Here is a 23778-nt window from a genome sequence, read left to right as displayed (position 1 = left end):
GGGTAATGCTTGTTGGATAGTCTGATACAAGCTAAGGGCTGCGATTCTTTATGGGAATTGCGGCCCTTTTTGTTGCTTAATATTGATATTTATTGCAGGAATAACGAAATCCGAGTTTATAATAAACTTGGAGGACGTTTATAATAAACGATGAAAGAATTTATTAATAAATGATTGGAGGTTACTGCATAATTAGTCAAAGTCTTTCGTATAGATGTTGGTGCTGATTTTGAAAAGTTCTTTATTTTCTAGGTAAATCGATGAATTATTGCTACAATACTACCTTTCTCTTTTTGTGTCATATAACTGAATACCTTATGATGTTATGAGGAGAATAATCTTCGGACTTAATTTTCATTTTCGCTTTATTAGCTATTAATACGAATCAGCGGTTGATTCAAATCTGTATGCATTTGCTCCATTTGAATACCAAGCCCGTAAGGAGCTAATTCCACAGGTTTTGAAATATTTTCGTCATATCTACTATACCCTTCCGCTTTTTTTCGTACTTTTACCCCTTGTTGGAAAGTAGCGCCTTTCTGACCCCTGAGAACAGAAAAAGAAAAAACAATATATAAAATGAATCACAAATGGAATTATCAACCCATTACACCCGAACAGGCAGAGACAAGCCAGACATTGGCCCAGGAATTAGGCATTAGCCCGATACTTGGACAACTTTTGGTGCAGCGGGGAATAACGAAGGCAGGAGATGCCAAGAAGTTTTTCCGCCCGCAATTGCCCGACCTGCACGATCCGTTCCTGATGAAGGACATGGACATTGCAGTAGAACGTCTGAACAAGGCGATGGGAAAGAAAGAGCGTATTCTGATTTATGGAGATTATGATGTAGACGGTACTACTGCCGTAGCATTGGTCTACAAGTTTATTCAACAGTTCTATTCGAACATTGACTATTACATACCCGACCGCTACAACGAAGGGTATGGCATTTCTAAAAAAGGAGTTGACTATGCCTCAGAGACCGGCGTAGGATTGATCATCGTACTCGACTGCGGAATCAAAGCAGTGGAGGAAATAACGTATGCGAAAGAAAAGGGAATCGACTTTATCATCTGCGACCATCATGTGCCGGACGATATCCTCCCCCCTGCCGTCGCCATCCTGAATGCCAAACGCCTGGACAACACTTATCCATACACCCACCTTTCCGGTTGCGGAGTTGGTTTTAAGTTTATGCAGGCATTTGCTATCAACAATGGTATTGAATTTCATCATCTGATTCCATTGCTCGACCTCGTAGCGGTGAGCATTGCATCGGACATCGTCCCGATCATGGGCGAAAACCGTATTCTCGCCTATCACGGTCTGAAGCAACTGAACAGCAACCCCAGCGTCGGCATGAAAGCCATCATCGATGTATGCGGACTCTCCGAAAAGGAGATCACCGTCAGCGATATCGTGTTCAAAATCGGACCACGTATCAACGCATCGGGACGCATCCAGAACGGTAAGGAAGCGGTGGACCTCCTCACAGAGAAGGACTTTTCTGCCGCACTGGAGAAAGCGGGACAGATCAATCAGTACAACGAAACCCGGAAAGACCTCGACAAGAGCATGACAGAAGAAGCTAACAATATTGTGGCCAATCTGGAAGGGCTGTCCGAACGCCGTTCCATCGTGCTTTATAATGAGGAATGGCATAAGGGTGTCATCGGTATCGTAGCTTCCCGTCTGACAGAAGTTTACTACCGCCCGGCAGTAGTACTCACACGGACAGATGATATGGCGACCGGTTCCGCACGTTCCGTCTCCGGATTTGATGTGTACAAAGCGATTGAACATTGCCGCGACCTGTTGGAGAACTTCGGCGGACATACCTATGCAGCGGGGTTATCCATGAAAGTGGAGAATGTGGAAGCCTTTACCCGACGATTTGAAGAATATGTGTCACAACATATTCTGCCGGAACAAACCAGCGCCGTCATCAATATAGATGCGGAGATCGACTTCAGAGACATCACATCGAAATTCTTCAATGACCTGAAGAAATTCAATCCTTTCGGTCCGGACAATATCAAACCGATCTTCTGTACGCATCACGTCTATGACTACGGAACCAGCAAAGTAGTGGGACGCGACCAGGAACATATCAAGCTGGAACTGGTTGACAACAAGTCGAATAACGTCATGAACGGCATCGCATTCGGACAGAGTTCTCATGTGCGCTATATCAAGACGAAGCGTTCATTCGACATCTGCTATACGATCGAGGAGAACACGCACAAGCGTGGCGAAGTCCAACTTCAAATCGAGGATATAAAGCCGATTGAATAAGTATCAGGAGATATTAAAACAATACTGGGGTTATGACTCCTTCCGCGACTTGCAGGAGGAGATCATCACCAGTATCGGCGAAGGCAAAGACACACTGGGACTGATGCCTACCGGAGGCGGTAAGTCTATTACATTTCAAGTGCCCGCTCTCGCCCAAGAGGGCATTTGTATCGTCATCACCCCGCTTATCGCCCTGATGAAAGATCAGGTGCAGAATCTGCGGAAGCGGGAAATCAAAGCTCTTGCCATCTATTCGGGCATGACGCGGCAGGAAATACTTACCGCACTCGAAAACTGCATCTTCGGCAATTACAAATTCCTTTATATTTCTCCGGAACGGCTGGATACGGAAATATTCCGCACCAAGTTGCGTTCGATGAAAGTCTCCATGATTACGGTAGACGAAAGCCACTGTATCTCACAATGGGGATACGACTTCCGTCCGGCCTATCTGAAAATAGCGGAGATACGGGAACTATTGCCGGAAGTTCCGGTACTGGCACTGACAGCTACGGCCACTCTGGAAGTCGTAACAGATATTCAGGCCCGTCTGAAATTCCGGGAAGGAAATGTCTTCCGAATGAGCTTTGAACGGAAGAATCTGGCATATATCGTGCGCAAAACCGACAACAAAACGAAAGAACTCCTGTATATCCTGCAACGAATATCGGGCAGTGCCATCATCTATGTCCGCAACAGACGCCGTACCAAAGAAATCACTGAACTGCTGATGAACGAAGGTATAACCGCCGACTTCTATCATGCCGGACTGGACAACGCCGTCAAAGACCTCCGGCAGAAACGCTGGCAAAGCGGAGAAGTCCGCGTCATGGTGGCAACCAATGCCTTCGGTATGGGTATCGACAAGCCGGATGTCCGCATCGTGCTGCATCTCGACCTGCCTGACTCTCCCGAAGCCTACTTTCAGGAAGCCGGACGTGCCGGAAGAGACGGAGAGAAAGCCTATGCCGTCATCCTGTACTCCAAATCGGACAAGACAACACTCCATAAACGAGTGGTCGACACCTTCCCCGACAAAGAGTACATTCTGAATGTCTACGAACATCTCCAGTACTATTACCAAATGGCGATGGGCGACGGTTTTCAATGTATCCGTGAATTCAATCTGGAAGAGTTCTGCCGGAAGTTCAAATACTTTCCGGTGCCGGTAGACAGTGCCTTGAAAATACTGACTCAGGCAGGCTATCTGGAATACACGGACGAACAGGATAATTCATCACGGATTCTCTTTACCATCCGTCGGGACGAACTATACAAGTTGCGGGAGATGGGAAAGGAGGCGGAAGCTTTGATACAAAGTATTCTTCGCTCATACACAGGAGTTTTCACCGATTATGCCTACATCAGCGAAGAGTCTCTTGCCGTCCGCACCGGACTAACACGCCAGCAAATCTATAATATATTGGTGACGTTAACCAAACGCCGTATCGTGGACTACATTCCCCGCAAAAAGACACCTTATATTATATATACGCGCGAACGACTGGAATTACGCTTCCTGCATATTCCCGCCAGCGTCTACGAAGAGCGCAAAGCCCGCTATGAAGCACGCATCAAGGCAATGGAAGAATACGTCACCACCGAAAACATATGCCGGAGCCGGATGCTTCTCCGCTACTTCGGAGAGAAAAACGAACACAACTGCGGGCAATGCGATGTCTGCCTCAGCAAGCGTGCCACCGACAACTTATCCGAGGAATCTTACGAAGAAGTGAAAAGGCAAATACTCGACTTACTCAGCCACAGCCCTCTCACTCCTGCCGAAACAGCCGATCAGATAAAGGCGGAAAAAGAGGATATCGGACAAGTAATCCGATATTTATTGGACGAAGGCGAGCTGAAGATGCAGGACGGAATGCTACATATTTCAAAATAAGTTATTACATTTGCAGATAAACTCTAAAACAACACTATCATGCCGAACTTTTTTAAGTCTTTTTCTCCGGTAAGTCCGAAACTCCGGAGAGTGAAAAACAGAAAAACGATCAGAAAAACTTCGAGATATTCAAATATGACGGTTTGCGTGCACAACGCATGGGACGTCCGGATTATGCCATAAAGTGCTTTACCGAGGCGCTTGCCATCGAAGAGGATTTCGAAACGATGGGCTATCTCAGCCAACTTTACATCCCGATGGGAGAAACCGAAAAAGCCCGCGAACTTCTGGAGAAAATGGCAGTAATGGAACCTCATGTGACCAGCACATTCCTCACACTGGCCAATGTCTGCTACATCCAGGAAGATTACAAAGCAATGGAAGAGGCTGCCGGCAAAGCAATCGCCATCGAAGAAGGAAATGCAGCCGCACACTTCCTGCTCGGAAAAGCCCGCAAAGGACAGGATGACGAAATCATGACCATCGCTCATCTGACGAAAGCCATCACTCTGAAAGACGACTTCATCGAAGCCCGTCTGATGCGTGCGGAAGCTCTGCTGAAAATGAAGCAATACAAGGAAACAATGGAAGACATAGACGCCGTACTCGCCCAGAATCCGGAAGAAGAGACCGCCATCCTGCTGCGTGGCAAGGTGAAAGAAGCCAACGGACAGGAAGAAGAAGCGGAAACGGACTACAAGTTCGTAACGGAAATAAACCCATTCAACGAACAAGCCTATCTCTATCTGGGACAGCTTTATATCAATCAGAAGAAACTGGCGGAAGCAATCGCCCTGTTTGACGAAGCCATCGAGTTGAACCCGAACTTCGCCGAAGCCTATAAAGAACGCGGACGCGCCAAACTACTGAACGGTGATAAAGACGGTTCCGTAGAAGACATGAAGAAGTCACTGGAGCTGAATCCAAAAGACGAAGCTAGTCTGAACGGAGAATTCAAGAACCTGGGACCGAAACCGGAAGCACTCCCGGGAATCTTCTAGGCAGACGGCGGTATATACTCATTTTTAACTGAAACATTACTGTCATATCAGGTGACCTTTTCATCTTTTTTAGAGAAGAAAACAAAAAAAGTATCGCTTTTTGTTTGCATCTAACAGAAAATTATTACTTTTGCCCCAGAATTAGAAACCAAAGCAGAAACAAAGATTCGTATGAAATCATTTTCTTATGCATATTACTTCTTTTTTTACTTTTACTTTAGCCAGAAAGTAGAGCGGGAGTTTGTATGTATCAAGTGACATGATGCTTAAGGACTGAGATGAAGAAATTAATCATATAAATCCCGCTTCCATATGGACGCGGGATTTTTTTATATAACCCTATTAGAACAATGAAAAAGATAGCAATTCAAGGAACACTCGGCTCATATCACGATATCGCCGCACACAAGTACTTCGAGGGAGAAGAAATAGAGTTAATCTGTTGTGCCAACTTCGAAGACGTGTTTACTTCGATACGGAAAGACAGCCAGGTCATCGGAATGCTAGCCATCGAAAATACGATAGCGGGAAGCCTGCTGCACAACAATGAACTGTTGAGACAAAGCGGTACGCAGATTATCGGCGAATACAAGCTGCGCATCTCACATAGCTTCGTCTGCCTGCCCGAAGAAAGCTGGGAAGACCTGACAGAAGTCAACTCCCACCCTATCGCCCTGATGCAATGCCGTGATTTTCTGAATCAGCATCCGCAACTCAAAGTAGTGGAAGGAGAAGATACGGCACGCAGCGCGGAAATCATCAAGAAAGAAAACCTGAAAGGGCATGCAGCCATTTGCTCGAAAACGGCGGCAGAACGCTACGGAATGAAAGTGCTCCAAGAAGGCATCGAAACCAACAAGCACAACTTCACCCGTTTTCTGGTAGTTGCCGATCCGTGGCAAGTGGACGAACTCCGCCAGCATCACGCAAAGGCGACCAACAAGGCAAGCATGGTATTCACATTGCCACACACAGAAGGAAGCCTGTCGCAAGTATTATCCATTCTTTCGTTCTACAACATCAATCTGACAAAGATACAATCGCTGCCGATCATCGGACGGGAATGGGAATACCAGTTTTACGTCGATGTATCTTTCAATGATTATCTGAGATATAAACAATCTATAGCAGCAATTACTCCATTAACCAAAGAACTTAAAATATTAGGCGAATATGCAGAAGGAAAGTCAAACGTATAAAATCGCTCCTGCCGAAAGACTGGCAAGTGTCAGCGAATACTACTTCTCAAAGAAGCTGAAAGAGGTAGCACAAATGAATGCAGAAGGAAAAGACGTTATCAGTCTGGGTATCGGAAGTCCCGATATGCCTCCTTCAAAGGTTACCATCGAAACATTGTGCAACAATGCTCACGATCCCAACGGACACGGTTACCAACCGTATGTGGGCATACCGGAACTCCGTAAAGGTTTCGCAGCCTGGTATCAACGCTGGTATGGAGTGGAACTGAATCCGAATACGGAAATACAGCCGCTGATCGGTTCCAAAGAAGGTATTCTTCACGTCACGCTGGCTTTTGTCAATCCGGGCGAACAGGTACTGGTGCCGAATCCGGGATACCCCACCTATACTTCTCTGAGTAAAATACTCGGTGCGGAAGTAATCAGCTACGACCTGAAAGAAGAAGACGGCTGGATGCCCGATTTCGAAGCATTGGAAAAGATGGACCTGAACCGCGTGAAACTAATGTGGACCAACTATCCGAATATGCCGACAGGAGCCAACGCTACTCCGGAACTCTACGAACGTCTGGTAGACTTCGCACGCCGCAAGAATATCGTCATCGTGAATGACAACCCGTACAGCTTTATCCTGAACGAAAAGCCGATCAGTATTCTCAGCGTACCGGGAGCCAAAGAGTGCTGCATCGAATTCAACTCCATGAGCAAGAGCCACAATATGCCGGGATGGCGTATCGGAATGCTGGCTTCGAATGCCGAATTCGTACAATGGATACTGAAAGTAAAAAGCAATATCGACAGCGGTATGTTCCGTGCCATGCAACTGGCAGCCGCCACAGCTCTGGAAGCCGAAGCGGACTGGTACGAAGGTAACAACCACAACTATCGCGGCCGTCGCCATCTGGCCGGCGAAATCATGAAAACACTGGGGTGTACCTACGACGAAAACCAGGTGGGTATGTTCCTTTGGGGAAAGATTCCCGCTTCGTGCAAGGATGTAGAAGAACTGACCGAAAAAGTATTGCACCAGGCAAGGGTATTTATCACGCCGGGATTCATCTTTGGCAGCAACGGAGCAAGGTTTATCCGTATTTCCCTTTGTTGCAAGGATGCCAAACTGGCGGAAGCATTGGAAAGAATCAAGAAGCTTTCTTAAAAAGAAAAGACCGATAAAAGTAAATCAGCGGCAGACCAGGAAACGCCTGCCCGAAAGAGTAAGAACAAGAATAAAATAAAAACAATAAGAATATGGAACTCGAATCAATTTTATTACCGGGCATCGAAGCCAAAAGACCGATTGTTATCGCCGGCCCGTGTAGCGCAGAGACTGAAGAACAAGTAATGGAAACCGCCAAACAACTGGCAGCCAAAGGACAAAAGATATACCGTGCCGGTATCTGGAAACCGCGTACCAAACCGGGAGGTTTCGAAGGAATCGGTGTGGAAGGACTTGCCTGGCTGAAGGAAGTGAAGAAAGAAACAGGTATGTATGTTTCTACCGAAGTAGCGACTGCCAAACACGTTTACGAATGTCTGAAAGCAGGAATCGACATCCTTTGGGTAGGCGCACGTACCACAGCCAATCCTTTCGCCGTACAGGAAATTGCCGACGCATTGAAAGGGGTCGACATCCCCGTGCTGGTAAAAAATCCGGTAAACCCAGACCTGGAATTGTGGATCGGTGCACTGGAACGTATCCACAACGCAGGCTTGAAACGTTTGGGAGCTATCCACCGTGGTTTCAGCAGCTACGACAAAAAGATATACCGCAACCTTCCGCAATGGCACATTCCTATCGAACTGCGTCGCCGTCTGCCTAACCTGCCGATTTTCTGTGACCCAAGTCACATCGGAGGAAAACGCGAACTGGTTGCCCCGCTCTGCCAGCAGGCAATGGACCTGAACTTCGATGGTCTGATCGTGGAAAGTCACTGCAATCCGGACTGTGCGTGGAGCGACGCTTCTCAACAGGTAACGCCCGATGTACTCGACTACATCCTCAACTTATTGGTGATCCGTACCGAAACCCAGACGACAGAAAGCCTGAGCCAACTGCGTAAGCAAATCGACGAATGCGACGATAACATCATCCAGGAACTGGCTAAGAGAATGCGCGTAGCACGTGAGATCGGTACTTACAAAAAAGAACACGGAATCACCGTTCTTCAAGCAGGGCGCTACAATGAAATCCTGGAAAAGCGCGGTGCGCAAGGAGAACAATGCGGTATGAGCGCAGACTTTATGAAGCTGATCTTCGAAGCAATCCACGAAGAGTCTGTCCGCCAGCAGATAGAGATTATTAATAAATAAAAAGCCCAAAAGAACTCAAAAATCAAATGGAAACTAACAAATAAGTCGGCAGTAACACAACTGAGGCCGACTAGAAAGTCGGTAGTATCTTAACTCTCCTCCTTCTGGAAGGAGGAGAATAAAGATAGAATCGACTTGTTAGTCACCCCAATGTGAGATACTATTAACTTTTAGAGATACTATTGACTTTTGAAGAGACTATTGACTTTTGAGAAACTCCCCAATAATAATAGATATGAGAATATTAATCCTCGGAGCCGGTAAAATGGGTTCCTTCTTTACGGATATACTGAGTTTTCAGCACGAGACGGCCGTGTTTGACGTCAACCCGCACCAGTTGCGTTTCGTGTATAACACGTATCGTTTCACCACACTGGAGGAAATCAAAGAATTCGAACCCGAACTGGTCATCAATGCCGTCACCGTAAAATACACGCTGGATGCTTTCCGCAAGGTATTGCCTGTGCTGCCCAAAGACTGTATCATCAGTGACATCGCTTCCGTAAAGACAGGACTGAAGAAGTTCTACGAAGAAAGCGGATTCCGCTACGTTTCCAGTCACCCTATGTTCGGACCGACGTTTGCCAGTCTCAGCAATCTGAGCAGCGAGAATGCGATTATCATCAGCGAAGGAGATCATTTGGGAAAGATTTTCTTCAAAGACCTTTACCAGACGCTGCGCCTGAACATCTTCGAATATACGTTCGACGAACATGATGAAACGGTGGCATACTCGCTCTCCATCCCATTCGTTTCGACTTTCGTATTTGCTGCCGTGATGAAGCATCAGGAAGCTCCGGGAACAACTTTCAAGAAGCACATGGCTATCGCAAAGGGGCTGCTGAGCGAAGATGACTACCTGCTGCAGGAAATCCTGTTCAACCCACGCACCCCGGGACAAGTGGCCAATATCCGTACAGAGCTGAAGAATCTTCTCGAAATCATCGAAAAGAAAGATGCGGAAGGTATGAAAGCCTACCTCACCAAGATTCGGGAAAAGATCAAGTAAATCATCCTCTCCTTCGATAAGATTTAACCATCCCCTGCAAGAAAGTTCTTTGCAGGGGATTTTTTTATATGTACCTTTGTATCCGCAAAAACGGAATCACAGGAGAAAAGAAGAATGATAGATCAAGTTACCATAGACCGAATTTTAGATGCCGCACAGATTGTAGATGTAGTGTCTGAGTTTGTCACCCTGCGCAAACGCGGAGTGAACTATGTAGGTCTGTGCCCGTTCCACAACGAAAAGACTCCGTCATTCAGCGTCTCCCCTGCCAAAGGACTTTGCAAGTGTTTCAGCTGCGGTAAGGGCGGAAACTCGGTCCACTTCATCATGGAGCACGAACAGATGTCGTATTACGAGGCACTGAAATATCTCGCCAAGAAATACAACATCGAAATCAAAGAACGGGAGCTGACCAATGAAGAGAAACAGGCGCAGACAACGCGCGAAAGTATGTTCATTGTCAACAACTTCGCCCGCGATTACTTTCAGAATATCTTAAAGAATCATGTGGACGGGCGCAGCATCGGTCTGGCTTATTTCCGTCAGCGTGGATTTCGTGATGACATCATTGAGAAATTCCAGTTGGGTTACTGTACGGAAAGCCATGATGCCATGTCACAAGAAGCATTGCGCAAAGGCTACAAGAAAGAATTCCTGGTGAAAACGGGAATCTGCTACGAAACGGATGACCACCGTCTTCGTGACCGCTTCTGGGGACGTGTGATTTTCCCCGTCCATACCCTTTCCGGAAAGGTGGTCGCCTTCGGCGGACGTGTGCTCAGCACCGCCACCAAAGGGGTAAAGGTGAAATATGTCAACTCTCCCGAGTCGGAAATTTACCACAAGAGTAACGAGCTATACGGAATCTATTTTGCCAAACAGGCGATTGTCAGGCAGGACAGATGTTTCCTTGTGGAAGGATACACGGACGTTATCTCCATGCATCAGTCGGGCATAGAAAACGTAGTCGCTTCATCGGGCACCGCATTGACGCCTGGACAGATTCGTCTGATCCACCGTTTCACCAATAACATTACCGTACTCTATGACGGTGACGTAGCCGGTATCAAAGCCTCTATCCGCGGAATCGATATGCTGCTGGAAGAAGGCATGAACATCAAAGTATGCCTGCTTCCGGACGGAGACGACCCGGACTCCTTCGCCCGCAAACATAATTCGGAAGAATTCCAGGCATTCATCCATGAGCACGAGAAAGATTTCATCCGCTTCAAGACCGACCTTCTGATGGAAGACGCGGGAAGAGATCCGATCAAACGCGCGGAACTGATTTCGAATATCGTACGAAGCATTTCCGTCATACCGGAAGCCATTATACGGGATGTCTACATCAAAGAATGCAGCCAACATCTGCGCATCGAAGAAAAACTGCTGGTAGCGGAAGTCGCCAAATTAAGAGAGGCGCAGGCTGAAAAAGCCAATCGTCCCAGCTATAATCATTCATCTTCAACAACCGGAGATACTTCCGGTACAGCTGCCGCTTCCGGCACACCGGCTTATTCCGGTGCTCCGACTTATTCTAGTCCATCGAGCCCCTACGGCAATGCAGGAATGCCACCGGAACCCGAATATGATGACGATGGCAATATCGTATCTTTCGCAGATCCGATGTCCGCTGCTACAGGAGGTACGGCAGGATTTCCTCCCGGCAATGCACCTGCCTCCACTACGGATACCACTGTTCCCGGAGATTCTTATACCTCCTTTATTCCACAGGAAGGGAAAGAAGGTCAGGAGTTCTATAAGTTTGAGCGATTGATCCTGCAGGCAGTAGTCCGTTATGGTGAAAAAGTGATGTGCAACCTTACCGACGAAGAAGGAAATGAAATTCCGGTAACCGTTATCGAATATGTGGTGAATGATCTGAAGGAAGACGACCTGGCTTTCCATAATCCGTTGCACCGACAGATTCTGACAGAAGCCGCCACGCATATACACGATGCCGGTTTTATCGCGGAACGCTATTTCCTGGCACATCCCGACCAGACCATCAGCCGGTTGAGCGTGGACTTGATCAATGTACGTTATCAGCTAAGTAAGTATCACTCGAAATCACAGAAGATCGTGACAGATGAAGAACGGCTGTACGAACTCGTCCCGATGTTGATGATCAACTTCAAGTATGCGATTGTCACGGAAGAACTGAAACATATGCTTTATGCCCTGCAAGATCCGGCACTCGCTCATGACAATGAGAAATGTAATTCGCTGATGCAGCGTTACAATGAGATGCGGGAAGTGCAAAGTCTGATGGCGAAGCGCCTGGGCGACCGCGTTGTATTACGCTAAATTTCTCATCGGTGCCGAGACACCCCTTCATCGGTACCGGAGGCAATCCTCATTGACGGGGAACTACATCGTCCACATTTTGTAAAGCGTATTACACCCTGCCGTGCTGAATCAGATTCATAAACTCTTCGCGAGTCTTGGCTTGATTGAAAGCTCCTGTAAAGTCTGAAGTAGTAGTAATAGAATTTTGTTTTTCTACGCCGCGCATCTGCATACACATATGCTTTGCCTCCACTACCACCATCACTCCCAATGGGTTCAGTGTCTCCTGGATACAATCTTTGATTTGCAGCGTCATGCGTTCCTGCACTTGCAGGCGATGGGAAAAGATATCGACTACCCGGGCAATCTTGCTCAATCCCGTGATATAGCCGTTAGGGATATATGCCACATGTGCTTTTCCGTAGAACGGCAACATATGGTGTTCGCAGAGAGAGAAGAAATCAATGTCTTTCACTATCACCATCTGACTGTATTCTTCCTGAAACTTAGCCGAACGCAACACTTCATGAGGGTCCATGTGATAACCTTTTGTCAGACTCAGCATAGCCTTCGCAACACGTTCGGGGGTCTTCAGCAAACCTTCCCTTCCGGCATCTTCACCCAACAAAGTAATAATACTGTGATAATGACTTTTCAACTCCTCCAGATTCGGAGAGACAATTTCTTCTTTTTCTAACATGATACAATTATAAAGGAATATTGATCTGGTCTTTGACGATAGAGACCTCTTTGAATACACCGGTTGCCTTGAGTTTACGCATCATCGCGTCCGCCTCTTCAATGCTCCGGAAATCACCCACACGACAAAGCCAGCGGGGAGGATTGAACGAAGTGTAAATCGTCAGTTCGGGGAAATACTCTTTGATGCGGGAAGCTACACGATAAGCATCATTCTTTGCCTCACGGGTATTATTACCGGCATACGCCTGTATTCTGAATCCGGCTGCCTTCAACACTTTCTGTTCGCCCATAGAAGGACGTTCCACGCCTATCAATGCCTCTATCTTAGGGTCTTGATGAATCGTCACCTTTCCCTGTCCCGGCACTGTACGTTCCAGACTCTTGATGATGTTCTGCGCCTGTGCACCAACAGCGGTAAAAGCCAGCATCCATAAAAGTAAACCTAGTTTTCTCATTCGATAAAAGTTTAATTCGGGCACGGACAAACACATCCATGCCCGAAAGATATTCTAATTATGCATTGAACGCATCGATGATACCCTTGAAGTCAGAAACTTTCAGAGCAGCACCACCAATCAGTCCACCGTCTACGTCGGGGTTAGAGAACAGTTCTTTAGCGTTAGAAGGCTTGCAGCTACCACCGTAAAGGATAGAAGTGTTGTCAGCGATTTCCTTGCCATACTTGTCAGCTACGATTGAACGGATGAAAGCGTGGATTTCCTGAGCTTGCTCGGGAGAAGCTGTTTTACCTGTACCGATAGCCCAAACCGGTTCGTAAGCAAGGATGATCTTAGAGAAGTCTTCAGCAGACAGAGAGAATACAGATTCCATCTGAGCAGCTACTACTTCGTTCTGCTTGTTAGCTTCGCGTTCTTCCAGCACTTCACCGATACAGAAGATCGGAGTCAGACCGTTAGCCAGAGCCAATTTTACTTTTTCTTCGAGGATAGCAACAGTTTCACCGTAGTAAGCACGACGTTCTGAGTGACCCAGGATTACATATTTTGCACCTGTAGAAGCTACCATTTCAGCAGAAACTTCACCTGTATATGCACCGGATGCCTTGTCTGCACAGTTTTCAGCACCTACACCGATCTTAGCAGCGTCTACCAACGGAGTTACAGATGCCAGGTGAATAAACGGAGTACAGATGATTACATCACAGTTAGGCTTTTCGTTAGCCAATGCTTCGTTCAGTTCTTTTGCCAAAGCGATACCCTCTTGAAGGGTTTTGTTCATTTTCCAGTTTCCTGCAACAATGTTCTTTCTCATTTTGTTCTTTATTTAAAGGGTTAATAAATTTATTATTCTTTTACTTCCTGTTGCTGCTTCCGCTTTTCGTTCTTCCGTTCACGTCGGCGGACAATCAGAATGTCCACTCCCAACACCAGCAACAGCGGAATGACAAACCACAAGAAAACATATCCAATCGTATGTACGTCACTCCGGACCTTCTGCTGACCGAGTTCCAGATTCTCCAGTTTGTCAGTCAGCACATATTCATCCGGAATGTCTTCATCACTCCATTTGTTCAGAATCGTACCGTTTTTTATCAGCATCAGTCCCGGATTAGAGCGAATCATCGTCTTCAGCGTAATGTCATCCATCTGGCAGAAAGGATATTCCGCACCGGTCTTGTCCTTCCACAATTCTATCTGCTCTTCCGGTGAGGAAGTGAGGCAGTAGAATCTGTAACCATGCTCTACCGAGTAGTCATATATCTCATTAATCAAATCAATGTTACTGTCGTCCGCCTCTTCGATACGATGTGCCACCAGCAGGAAGGTATATCCCATATCCGTCAGCACGTCTTCCGTGATATCATCACCCGTGCTCATATCCATCATGGAGAAGTCGTGGATCGAAGGCTCGTATCCTTTTTCTTTCAGAATGGTACGCGTATCGACAAAGGTCCATGTGCTGTCCGGATAATTGTCCAGTGTAAACTCTTTCTTTTCCCCGTTCTTTTCCAGGATAAAGACACTCTCATATACACTCGGTTTCGCTCCTTCGGGAATACTCATGCCTTTCATGATATTCTGTCCGATCTTGTAAGGACGGAAGTCCAGCACAGGCAGACGGTCCAGACAGTAAAACGACAGTGTAAATACAAAGAATATCGTGTACAGAGAAATCAGCCATTCCATCTTTCGGGTAACGAATCTGATCAGCATTTTCCTCCACTGGAATGTAGCAATCGCGGCAAGCAGCAGTACGATGTTCTTTGCAAATGTCTCCCAGTTAGTCAACACCCAGGCATCGCCAAAACAGCCGCAGTCCGACACCGGATCGAAAATCGCCAGATACAGCGTCAGCGGTGTCATGAAAATCATCAGCACCAACGCCAATGTGGTAGAGATTGTTTTCTTGATACCGAAGAACAGGAAGATACCGATTGAAAATTCGATGGCGGATAATATAATGCCTCCCAACAACGGGAAGAAAGAAGGAAACCATGAAATCACCCCGAAGGCGGTCAGATAGTCCTGTATCTTATACTGGAAGCCCAGCGGGTCGACAGCCTTCACAAAACCGGAAAAGATGAACGATGCCGCTAAAAGGAAACGGCAGACATTCGCTCCTGTCTTCTGGATGATATGTAAGTTCTTATCCTTCAAATTCTATCTTGATCAATCCGAATACTGAATAATTAATCATATCCATATAGTTAGCATCGATACCTTCCGACACCAACGTGTTCCCTGCCAGACTTTCAATCTGCTTGGTACGGTATATCTTCATCAGAATCAAGTCTGTGTAGGAACTCACACGCATACTGCGCCAAGCCTCATCATAGTCATGATTTTTGGCAAGCATCAGCTCCAGCGCTTCCTTTGCATGCTTGTCATATAAAGCCAAAGCCTCCTCATTGCTGATGTCGGCAGATTCGGCATAGCCCAGTTCCAGCTGAATCAGACCGATAATGCCATAATTGACTATCGCAATAAATTCCGAACGGATTCCTTCGTCAACCAGAGTCACCCCTTTGGTTTCGATACTACGAATCCTGTTAGCTTTGATAAAAATCTGGTCAGTAACCGAAGCCGGACGCAGGATACGCCATGCAGGCCCGTAATCGTGCAGCTTCTTGGAGAATAAGTCACGGCACAAGGCGATGACATGTTCAAATTGTTGCTTGGTATCTTTCATCTTCTTCCAAATAGTGCGCAAAGGTAACAATAATTAAGTAAAAACAGAAAGAGGGCACTCTAAATTATATTAAAGTGCCCTCTTCCAAAGCTATTATTGTATTACATCTTTACGAACAACGTAAAACTTGTCCGATACGCAAGGTGGTCGTCGGCTTGATACGGTTCAGCTTACAAAGCGTACTGACCGATACTCCACGCACTTTAGCGATACGTGACAATGTATCTCCGCTTTTCACTTTATGATAACGGATCGTTCCGTCGGCTACCTGAGTGTCGTGAGAACCGGCACTACGCACACCTTTCGTCTTGCGGAAAGTATAAGTATCGGCTACGATATCCTGTTTCGGGAAGTCGAACATATAAATCGGGTTGATGGCGATTCCCAGAAAGCGGGTTTCAAAGTGGAGATGAGAACCGGTAGAACGTCCGGTGTTACCACCCAGACCGATCACTTCACCGGCTTTTACCAATTGATTTTCTTCAACGAGTTGTTTGGACAAGTGTCCGTATATGGTTTCCAATCCATTGTCATGACGAATCACTACATATTTACCATATCCTCTGCGTTCATACTTCACGATACGTACTTTACCGTCAAAGGCAGCTACAATCGTGTCACCGATGTTCACCTTCAGGTCCAGACCATTGTGCATTCTTCTCCAGCGGGGACCGAAAGGCGAAGTAATCTTCGTACTCGGAGTCGGCATACAGAAGCCTGTGAGGTCGATGGTATAAGTGTCGGGAATGATAGCATTGCCGTAAGCATGTGCATACTGGTTGTTCCAGTTTGGATAAAGACTTAAGGCGGGATATTCCGACTGTTCGGCACGGATCTGTTTCTGAAGTGCCAAAGAGTCTACGGTTTTTAATTTCTTGTCTATCGGAGCTTGGCGGGCAATCAGGTCTTGAGAGAAAGAACTCAGGCTGACCATAGCTGCTACAGCTACCAATCCTGTTTTAATAATGCAATTGAAATTCATTCGTTCTTGTCAATTCAATTAATATTCGTCGTTCGCATACAGGTAGTCAAAAGTCGCCTGTTTGTAGTCGAATATCTCTTCAGGTTTAAAAAATCTCGTTAATTCGATAGCCGCAGTTTCCGGAGAATCGGAAGTATGAACGATGTTTTCTTGAAAACTCATACTATAATCCCCACGAATGGTTCCCGGCGCAGCCAGACGTCCATTAGTTGGTCCCGCCAACGTACGGACTGCTTGAATAGCATCCACACCTTCGTAACAACAAACAATGACAGGAGTTGCCATCATCGAATCTTTCACGCGCTGAAAGAAAGGCTTGCTGCTCAGGTGAGCATAATGCTCGCTTAATAATTCATCCGTCAGTTGCATCATTTTCATGCCGGCCAACCGTAGTCCTTTACGTTCAAAGAGATGAGTGATCTCACCAACCAATCCCCGTTGAAGGGTACACGGCTTCAAAATAACCAGCGTTTTTTCGATCATGATGTGTGACTTTCAAAAGATTAAACTATACATTTACTATAAAAAATTCCCCCAAAGATAGTATTTTCCGATGAAAGGGCAAGTAAGTCATTAACTATTTTTCAGAAGTACGGAGATGAAAAGAACAGAAAAAGCAGTGTTAAAGCCCTATAAATAGGAGGAATAGAAACGAAACATGTTTTGCAACACATTCCCGCAAATAAACTGCATGTTTAACCGTTTTTCAACTTATAGCCGCCCAGTTAACATTCGTTTTCCGGAGAGATTTCAGTTGCCGCCACAGAATCTCGTTCTCCGGACTTTGAGCCGACGGGTCGTTATCTACGATATCTTCGGCTATCGAACGGACGTACTGTAACAGCTGACCGTCACGGGCAAGGTTCGCAATCTTCAGATCGAAGGCAATGCCGCTTTGCTGCGTCCCCTCCAAATCACCGGGACCGCGCAGTTTCAAGTCCGCTTCCGCTATTTCAAAGCCGTCGTTGGTGCGCACCATTATTTCCAGCCGTTTCCGCGTGTCTTCGGTCAGTTTGTAGTTCGTCACAAGGATACAATAAGACTGTTCGGCGCCACGTCCCACCCGACCGCGCAACTGATGGAGTTGCGAAAGTCCGAAGCGTTCGGCATTCTCAATGATCATCACAGAAGCATTGGGCACATTCACCCCGACTTCGATCACGGTAGTGGCAACCATAATCTGAGCTTGTCCGGAAATAAAGAGCTGCATCTGCTCATCTTTCTCCGCAGACTTCATCTTGCCGTGAACTTTGGCAACGGTACAGCCGGGAAACTCTTCCAGGATATGCTGGTAACCTTCTTCCAGGTTCTTGAGGTCGATCTTCTCGCTTTCCTTTATTAAAGGATAGACGATGTACACCTGCCGTCCTTCTTCTATCTGCTTGCGTACGGCGCGGTACATACTTTCCCGACGGTTGTCAAACTGATGAATGGTGGTTATCGGTTTCCGTCCCGGCGGCAGCTCGTCAATGACAGAAACATCCAGATCGCCATACAACGTCATCGCCAGTGTACGCGGAATAGGCGTGGCGGTCATCACCAGCACATGGGGCGGCTGTATATTTTTCGTCCAGAGGCGGGCACGCTGCGCCACTCCGAAGCGGTGTTGTTCGTCAATAACGACCAGTCCCAAAGAAGAGAAGTTCACCGTGTCTTCAATGACCGCGTGCGTACCTATCAGGATCTTCACGTCTCCCGTCAGCAGTCCGGTCAGGATCGCTTCCCTCTTCTTTCCTTTGATAGATCCGGTCAGCAGTTCGACACGGATATCCATACCGAAAAGCAGCTCCTTGATTGTCTCGTAATGCTGGTTCGCCAAAATCTCGGTAGGAGCCATCATGCACGCTTGAAAACCGTTGTCCAATGCAAGCAGCATGCTCATCAACGCTACCAGGGTTTTACCGCTACCCACGTCTCCTTGAAGCAGACGGTTCATCTGCCGGCCGCTTCCCACATCATTCCTTATTTCTTTCAGTACCCGTTTCTGTGCACCCGTCAACTGAAAAGGAAGGTTCTGCGAATAGAAAGTATTGAAAACATCCCCTACCCGTTCAAAGATATATCCACGATATCGTCTTTGGCGGTCTTTCGCATAACGGAGGATATTCAGCTGCACGTAGAACAGTTCTTCGAATTTAAGACGATACTGAGCCCTGCGCAGCGAATCGGGATTCGTCGGGAAATGGATATTCCGGAGTGCCTCTGTCAGAGGCATCAGATGATGGTCCGACAGGATTTTAGGAGAAAGCGTTTCCGGCAGCGGTTCCTGTATCTGCTGGATCACCGTAGCCATCATCTTCTCAATCGCGTGCGAATTGAGAAAGCTCCGTTTCATTTTCTCCGTCGTATTATAATAAGGTTGCAGTCCGACGGAAGAAAGTTTCAGATCATCCGGCTTGTCGATGTCGGGATGTGCCACATTGATACGCCCGTTAAACACGGTAGGCTTACCAAAGATGATGTATTCTTCGTGAAGTTTATACTTACCTAATATATATTTGATGCCTTGAAACCACACCAGGTCGACGATTCCCGTTCCGTCGGAGAAATGGGCCGTCAGCCGCCGTTGCCGCCCTTCGCCTATTGTCTCGAAGCCGAGAATCTCTCCTTTCAGCTGGATATACGGCATATTGCCATCTATTTCGTGAATGTAATAGATGCGGCTCCGGTCAACATATTTATAAGGGAAATAATAAATCAGATCGTACAACGAGTAGATTTCCAGCTCCTTGTTCAATACTGCGGCCTTCTGAGGCCCTACACCGGAGATAAATTTGATGTCGCGTGTGGTTAAATCGAACATTTACAAGAGAGCACTCCCGACCTTCAGGTCAAAGGGAGTTGTTATTTTTATATTTTCGCGATTACCTTCTGCCAGATGTACGGGTACGCCCATTGCTTCGACCACCGAAGCATCGTCCGTAAAAAACGGAGTAAACTCCTGTCCATAAGCCTGTTTCAGCAGCTCCACTTCAAAAACCTGAGGAGTCTGCACTAACTTATATTCAGTACGGCTCACCGTTTCGCTTCCGGAATCCGTCAGATGACGCAGCGTTTCGACTACATCCACCACCGGAATCACAGCTTTATGCTGTTCCGCCAGCTCGTAACACCGGCGAATCACTTCAAGGGATACAAACGGACGAACTCCGTCGTGCACTCCTACCAGACCGGGAGCCTCCACAAGCGCCAGCCCGTTCTTCACCGAATGAAAACGGGTCTCGCCGCCATCTGCCACAAGATGTTCCACCGAAAAATGATGTTCTTCGCAAAGCTGTTTCCAGAAGCCCTGCTGTTCACGGGGAAGTACCAGAATAATCTGAAGCATCGCATCGTACTTGCGGAATGCTTCCAGCGTATGCATCAGCACAGGTTTGCCACCGACAGGAAGAAATTGTTTGGGAAGATCGCTTCCCATTCGCAAGCCCTTTCCACCGGCGACAATAATCACAGATTGTTTCATAGACAGCTTAGCGTTTTACGCACATCGCTTCTACCAGTTCGTCTACTTTATCTTTGCCGACCAACAGATCTACAATGGCCAAAGCAAATTCCATAGCAGCGCCCGGTCCCATACCTGTGATGATATTTCCGTCCCGAACTACAGGTTCACTGACACATTCCGCACCTTCCAGGTATTGTTCAAAGCTGGGGTAGCAAGTTGCTTTCCGACCTTTCAGCAAACCTAATTTGCCCAATACCATCGGAGCCGCGCAGATCGCTGCAATGGGTTTTCCTTTGGCAGCAAAGTCAAGAAGCAGTTTTCGCAACCCTTCATGTTTGTCGAGCGTAGCTGCTCCCGGCATTCCTCCCGGCAACAACAGCAGATCGGCATCAAAAAAATCGCAGTTATCAAAGTTTATATCACAAAGTAATGACACATCGTGAGCGCCCATTACAATTTCATCCGGAGTGACAGATACGATTTCTACATTCAGTCCGGCACGTCTCAAAGTGTCGACAGCAGTAAAGGCTTCTATTTCTTCAAAGCCATCTGCAAAAAAAGCATATACAGTTCCCATAATCCTATATTTTTGATTAGTGATACTATCTCAGGTTAAAATAATAAGTGATGGTTCCAGTCTGGTTATTCGGTCCCTCCACGGTGTTGAAGCGAGCCTTCTTCGCCGCGTCTTCCGCTGCCTTCCGCAGGGTGGAATTCACGGTGTTCGTTTGAGGATTGATACTGGTTCCAATGACTACTCCCGCCGGATTCACGGTGATATTGACTACCACACGTCCTTCTTCGGGCACATTATAGGCAGGCTTTGGCAGACTGCCCGTACCTAAAGAACGTCCGCCAAGGTCAAATGTTCCGTAACCTCCGGTTCCGGTCTTCGCTCCGGTGGATGAATTACCGTCCTTGCTGCCTTCTGTTCCCGTGCCGCTGGCGGAAGTACCTTTGCTGCCTCCCATCTGCGCTCCCTTTCCGAAAGCGTTGGCAACCTTTTTCTTCGCAGCTTCTTCGGCGGCTTTCCGTTCACGTTCCGCTTTTTCTTCGGCAAGACGTTTCGCTTCGGCAGCTTTCTCCGCCTCTGTCTTTTCGGGTTTCTTCACCGGTTCTTTGGGCTTCACTACCTCTTTGGGTTTCACGGTCTCCTTTTTAGGTTCCGTTTTCGGTTTCAGCACTACCGTTTCTTCTTCGGTCTGTGTCAGCAGATCCTGTTCCGAGGGCAGTTCCGGCTGCGTTTCCGCAGGTGCAGGTGCTTCCGGTTCTTCGGGCAGTATATCCACGTCCACCAGCGAAGGGTCGTCAAAGCCTCGGGCAGACTCCACATTTCCCAGCATCACAGGTACGCCGCCTGCGTCTTCATCCGGCTGGGGAACCGTAAAGCTCACCAGAATCAAAAGAGCTATCACTGCCACGTGTACCAACAGTGCACCCAGCGCGCCGACGAATTCACCCTTTTTTCTTCTGTCGTCCATAATTGTTTCTTTTTTTTAGTAGTTAAGTAGCAACTACTTACTTTATTTGTTTTCCGGCGGGCGTGTAGCCAGCACCATTTTAAAATGATTCTCATTCGCAATGTTCAGCACCCGCACGATTTCACGGTAAGGCACCGACTCATCTGCATACAATGCCACATACATCTCCGGTTCTTTCTCCGCGCAACCTTGCAGGAACGGAGTCAGTTCGTCCAACGACAGCGGCTTTTCCTTCTCATTGCCGAAAGCAGCGTAGAAGTTCAGGTCTTTATCGATCACGACTCTTGTCAGCGGTTTGGCCGAAGTCTGTTGTTTGCCTTGCGGCAACAACACCTTTATGGCATTGGGCGACACCACCGTAGAGGTAATCATAAAGAATATCAGCAGCAGGAAGATGACGTCCGTCATGGATGCCATACTGAAATTGGGCGATACTCTATTTCTTCTTTTTAATCCCACTTTATTATTGATTAGTGGTTAATGATAGTGATTAACGTCTCAGGGTTACTTTTGGGCAGGCTCGTTCAAGAGATCCATAAATTCCATCGTACGAGCTTCCATTTTGTTCACTACACGGTCTACCAGCATCACCAGGTAGTTGTAAGCAAACATGGCAATGATACCCACGATCAGACCGCCTACGGTGGTGATCATGGCTTCGTAGATACCGCCGGAAAGCAAGGTTATATCGATGTTTCCGCTTCCCGCATTCGCCATTTCGTAGAATGCGCGTACCATACCGGTCACCGTACCGAGGAATCCGAGCATCGGAGCACCACCGGAGATTGTTGCCATGACGGTCAGGCCTTTTTCCAGTTTGGCAACTTCCAGATTACCGACATTCTCGATGGCTACCTGCACATCGTTGATGGGACGTCCCAGACGGCTGATTCCTTTTTCAATCATGCGTGCCGAAGGAGTGTTCATCGTGCGGCAATATTGGATAGCCGCTTTGATTTCACCGCTATGGATATAATCCTTGATCCGTTCCATGAACATCGGGTCTTCTTTTCCCGCTTTACGGATCATATAGTTACGTTCAAATAAGATGTAGAAACAGACTACAGACAGTACACCCAGTACAATCATAATCCAACCACCCTTGATAGCCATATCAAGCATATTCATCTCGGGAGCGCTGACCGGAGTCAGCACCGGGTTGGCAGTTGCCAGCGAGTCGGCCATATTCATGGCACCCTGGGCCAATAACATCAATACATTCATTAGCGTAGACAGTTTTTATATTCCTGAATAGTACGTTCCAGTCCCAGATACAATGCGTCGCTGATCAAGGCATGACCTATGGATACTTCGTCCACCCAAGGAATGTTTTTATAGAAATAGTTTAAATTCACAAGACTCAAGTCGTGTCCGGCGTTCAAGCCGATGCCCAGCTTGCGGGCTGTTTTGGCTGCTTCCACAAATGGGGCAACAGCCGCTTCCGGATTCTTCGGATATGCCGTAGCATAGGGTTCCGTATAAAGTTCCACACGGTCGGCACCTGCTTTTGCCGCATATTCCACCATCTCCGGATCGGCGGCAACAAAGACGGAAGTACGGATGCCTGCGCTGTTGAACTGATCGAGAACTTCCGACAGAAATTCCAGATTTGCTTTTGTATCCCAACCGGAGTTGGAAGTAATCTGCGAAGGATCGTCAGGAACCAGCGTCACCTGATGAGGTTTCACTTTCAATACCAGGTCTATAAACTCCGGCGACGGGTAGCCCTCGATATTGAATTCGGTCCGCAACAACGGACGCAGATCATATACATCTGCCCGGCGGATGTGGCGTTCGTCGGGACGGGGATGAACAGTAATACCGTCAGCCCCGAAAGCTTCACAATCAAGTGCTACCTTCACCACATTGGGGGTATCCCCTCCGCGTGCATTTCTCAATGTAGCAACCTTGTTTATGTTTACACTTAATTTAGTCATAGTTTTACGCAATATTTGCCGCAAAAATACAAATATTATTATTAGTTGCCTAATAATACGAAACGCATTCTCAGTTCT

General features: G+C 47.2%; 21 protein-coding genes and 1 pseudogene. 8 read left to right on the top strand and 14 right to left on the bottom strand.

Annotated elements, in window-relative coordinates; all coding sequences use genetic code 11:
* The first annotated feature begins 579 nt into the window (after positions 1 to 579).
* From recJ to dnaG, 8 genes and pseudogenes are all read left to right on the top strand, one after another.
* Entirely contained in the window at positions 580 to 2298 is a 1719-nt protein-coding gene (gene recJ / locus HMPREF9007_RS17140; RefSeq protein WP_008760859.1) for a single-stranded-DNA-specific exonuclease RecJ, read from the top strand.
* Entirely contained in the window at positions 2291 to 4195 is a 1905-nt protein-coding gene (locus HMPREF9007_RS17145) for an ATP-dependent DNA helicase RecQ (protein WP_008760858.1), read from the top strand. Before recJ ends, HMPREF9007_RS17145 begins: the two co-directional genes overlap by 8 nt.
* A 39-nt stretch (positions 4196 to 4234) precedes the next feature.
* Positions 4235 to 5196, top strand: a pseudogene (locus HMPREF9007_RS17150) (tetratricopeptide repeat protein).
* A gap of 350 nt (positions 5197 to 5546) precedes the next feature.
* Entirely contained in the window at positions 5547 to 6395 is an 849-nt protein-coding gene (locus HMPREF9007_RS17155; protein ID WP_008760856.1) for a prephenate dehydratase, read from the top strand.
* Positions 6370 to 7551 carry an aminotransferase class I/II-fold pyridoxal phosphate-dependent enzyme gene (locus HMPREF9007_RS17160; protein WP_008760855.1) on the top strand — a complete coding sequence of 394 codons (1182 nt, stop codon included), beginning with the start codon at positions 6370 to 6372 and terminating at the stop codon, positions 7549 to 7551. The genes HMPREF9007_RS17155 and HMPREF9007_RS17160 overlap by 26 nt, the downstream gene beginning before the upstream one ends.
* A gap of 92 nt (positions 7552 to 7643) precedes the next feature.
* Complete coding sequence (locus HMPREF9007_RS17165) at positions 7644 to 8705, top strand: bifunctional 3-deoxy-7-phosphoheptulonate synthase/chorismate mutase type II (protein ID WP_008760854.1); 1062 nt, start codon at positions 7644 to 7646, stop codon at positions 8703 to 8705.
* A 235-nt stretch (positions 8706 to 8940) separates the two neighbouring features.
* Positions 8941 to 9714 (top strand): prephenate dehydrogenase/arogenate dehydrogenase family protein, encoded by a 774-nt coding sequence (locus tag HMPREF9007_RS17170; RefSeq protein WP_008760853.1) that lies wholly within the window; start codon positions 8941 to 8943, stop codon positions 9712 to 9714.
* 114 nt (positions 9715 to 9828) lie between these two features.
* A complete protein-coding gene (gene dnaG / locus HMPREF9007_RS17175; RefSeq protein WP_008760852.1) occupies positions 9829 to 12021 on the top strand; it encodes a DNA primase in 2193 nt (730 codons plus the stop codon).
* A gap of 91 nt (positions 12022 to 12112) precedes the next feature.
* On the opposite strand, the gene folE is transcribed toward dnaG, so the two are convergent.
* The 14 genes from folE to HMPREF9007_RS17245 all read right to left on the bottom strand — a co-directional run bounded on the left by folE (position 12113) and on the right by HMPREF9007_RS17245 (position 23700).
* A complete protein-coding gene (gene folE / locus HMPREF9007_RS17180) occupies positions 12113 to 12703 on the bottom strand; it encodes a GTP cyclohydrolase I FolE (protein WP_008760851.1) in 591 nt (196 codons plus the stop codon).
* A gap of 7 nt (positions 12704 to 12710) precedes the next feature.
* Positions 12711 to 13160, bottom strand: coding sequence for an SPOR domain-containing protein (locus HMPREF9007_RS17185; protein WP_008760850.1), 450 nt, complete (start codon positions 13158 to 13160; stop codon positions 12711 to 12713).
* Positions 13161 to 13218: 58 nt separating this feature from the next.
* A complete protein-coding gene (gene tpiA, locus HMPREF9007_RS17190; protein ID WP_008760849.1) occupies positions 13219 to 13977 on the bottom strand; it encodes a triose-phosphate isomerase in 759 nt (252 codons plus the stop codon).
* Between the two features lie 32 nt (positions 13978 to 14009).
* The gene (locus HMPREF9007_RS17195; protein WP_008760848.1) at positions 14010 to 15323 is read right to left on the bottom strand and encodes a BT_3928 family protein; all 1314 of its coding nucleotides are present in this window, start codon (positions 15321 to 15323) and stop codon (positions 14010 to 14012) included.
* A complete protein-coding gene (locus HMPREF9007_RS17200) occupies positions 15313 to 15855 on the bottom strand; it encodes a DUF1599 domain-containing protein (RefSeq protein WP_008760847.1) in 543 nt (180 codons plus the stop codon). The genes HMPREF9007_RS17195 and HMPREF9007_RS17200 overlap by 11 nt, the downstream gene beginning before the upstream one ends.
* 109 nt (positions 15856 to 15964) lie before the next feature.
* Positions 15965 to 16837, bottom strand: a complete 873-nt coding sequence (locus tag HMPREF9007_RS17205; protein WP_008760846.1) for a peptidoglycan DD-metalloendopeptidase family protein — start codon at positions 16835 to 16837, stop codon at positions 15965 to 15967.
* Positions 16838 to 16855: 18 nt separating this feature from the next.
* The gene (gene ndk / locus HMPREF9007_RS17210; protein ID WP_008760845.1) at positions 16856 to 17320 is read right to left on the bottom strand and encodes a nucleoside-diphosphate kinase; all 465 of its coding nucleotides are present in this window, start codon (positions 17318 to 17320) and stop codon (positions 16856 to 16858) included.
* 223 nt (positions 17321 to 17543) lie between these two features.
* Positions 17544 to 19640, bottom strand: coding sequence for an ATP-dependent DNA helicase RecG (gene recG, locus HMPREF9007_RS17215; protein WP_008760844.1), 2097 nt, complete (start codon positions 19638 to 19640; stop codon positions 17544 to 17546).
* Positions 19641 to 20300, bottom strand: a complete 660-nt coding sequence (locus HMPREF9007_RS17220; protein WP_008760843.1) for a 2-C-methyl-D-erythritol 4-phosphate cytidylyltransferase — start codon at positions 20298 to 20300, stop codon at positions 19641 to 19643.
* A 7-nt stretch (positions 20301 to 20307) separates the two neighbouring features.
* Complete coding sequence (locus HMPREF9007_RS17225) at positions 20308 to 20859, bottom strand: DJ-1 family glyoxalase III (RefSeq protein ID WP_008760842.1); 552 nt, start codon at positions 20857 to 20859, stop codon at positions 20308 to 20310.
* A gap of 25 nt (positions 20860 to 20884) precedes the next feature.
* A complete protein-coding gene (locus tag HMPREF9007_RS17230; protein ID WP_008760841.1) occupies positions 20885 to 21763 on the bottom strand; it encodes a TonB family protein in 879 nt (292 codons plus the stop codon).
* Between the two features lie 42 nt (positions 21764 to 21805).
* On the bottom strand, positions 21806 to 22222 hold the full coding sequence (locus HMPREF9007_RS17235; protein WP_008760840.1) for a biopolymer transporter ExbD: 417 nt from the start codon (positions 22220 to 22222) through the stop codon (positions 21806 to 21808).
* Positions 22223 to 22267: 45 nt separating this feature from the next.
* Entirely contained in the window at positions 22268 to 22987 is a 720-nt protein-coding gene (locus HMPREF9007_RS17240; RefSeq protein ID WP_008760839.1) for a MotA/TolQ/ExbB proton channel family protein, read from the bottom strand.
* The gene (locus HMPREF9007_RS17245) at positions 22987 to 23700 is read right to left on the bottom strand and encodes a pyridoxine 5'-phosphate synthase (protein WP_008760838.1); all 714 of its coding nucleotides are present in this window, start codon (positions 23698 to 23700) and stop codon (positions 22987 to 22989) included. Before HMPREF9007_RS17245 ends, HMPREF9007_RS17240 begins: the two co-directional genes overlap by 1 nt.
* Between the last annotated feature and the right edge of the window lie 78 nt (positions 23701 to 23778).

The sequence above is a fragment of the Bacteroides sp. 1_1_14 genome (assembly GCF_000162515.1).
Lineage (GTDB): Bacteria > Bacteroidota > Bacteroidia > Bacteroidales > Bacteroidaceae > Bacteroides > Bacteroides thetaiotaomicron.
This window is presented reverse-complemented; position numbering and strand designations above follow the sequence as displayed.

Coding starts and splice junctions, on each gene's coding strand:
- recJ (WP_008760859.1), top strand. CDS start 580: ATGAATCACAAATGGAATTATCAACCCATTACACCCGAACAGGCAGAG.
- HMPREF9007_RS17155 (WP_008760856.1), top strand. CDS start 5,547: ATGAAAAAGATAGCAATTCAAGGAACACTCGGCTCATATCACGATATC.
- HMPREF9007_RS17160 (WP_008760855.1), top strand. CDS start 6,370: ATGCAGAAGGAAAGTCAAACGTATAAAATCGCTCCTGCCGAAAGACTG.
- HMPREF9007_RS17165 (WP_008760854.1), top strand. CDS start 7,644: ATGGAACTCGAATCAATTTTATTACCGGGCATCGAAGCCAAAAGACCG.
- HMPREF9007_RS17170 (WP_008760853.1), top strand. CDS start 8,941: ATGAGAATATTAATCCTCGGAGCCGGTAAAATGGGTTCCTTCTTTACG.
- dnaG (WP_008760852.1), top strand. CDS start 9,829: ATGATAGATCAAGTTACCATAGACCGAATTTTAGATGCCGCACAGATT.
- folE (WP_008760851.1), bottom strand. CDS start 12,703: ATGTTAGAAAAAGAAGAAATTGTCTCTCCGAATCTGGAGGAGTTGAAA.
- HMPREF9007_RS17185 (WP_008760850.1), bottom strand. CDS start 13,160: ATGAGAAAACTAGGTTTACTTTTATGGATGCTGGCTTTTACCGCTGTT.
- tpiA (WP_008760849.1), bottom strand. CDS start 13,977: ATGAGAAAGAACATTGTTGCAGGAAACTGGAAAATGAACAAAACCCTT.
- HMPREF9007_RS17200 (WP_008760847.1), bottom strand. CDS start 15,855: ATGAAAGATACCAAGCAACAATTTGAACATGTCATCGCCTTGTGCCGT.
- HMPREF9007_RS17205 (WP_008760846.1), bottom strand. CDS start 16,837: ATGAATTTCAATTGCATTATTAAAACAGGATTGGTAGCTGTAGCAGCT.
- ndk (WP_008760845.1), bottom strand. CDS start 17,320: ATGATCGAAAAAACGCTGGTTATTTTGAAGCCGTGTACCCTTCAACGG.
- recG (WP_008760844.1), bottom strand. CDS start 19,640: ATGTTCGATTTAACCACACGCGACATCAAATTTATCTCCGGTGTAGGG.
- HMPREF9007_RS17220 (WP_008760843.1), bottom strand. CDS start 20,300: ATGAAACAATCTGTGATTATTGTCGCCGGTGGAAAGGGCTTGCGAATG.
- HMPREF9007_RS17225 (WP_008760842.1), bottom strand. CDS start 20,859: ATGGGAACTGTATATGCTTTTTTTGCAGATGGCTTTGAAGAAATAGAA.
- HMPREF9007_RS17230 (WP_008760841.1), bottom strand. CDS start 21,763: ATGGACGACAGAAGAAAAAAGGGTGAATTCGTCGGCGCGCTGGGTGCA.
- HMPREF9007_RS17240 (WP_008760839.1), bottom strand. CDS start 22,987: ATGAATGTATTGATGTTATTGGCCCAGGGTGCCATGAATATGGCCGAC.
- HMPREF9007_RS17245 (WP_008760838.1), bottom strand. CDS start 23,700: ATGACTAAATTAAGTGTAAACATAAACAAGGTTGCTACATTGAGAAAT.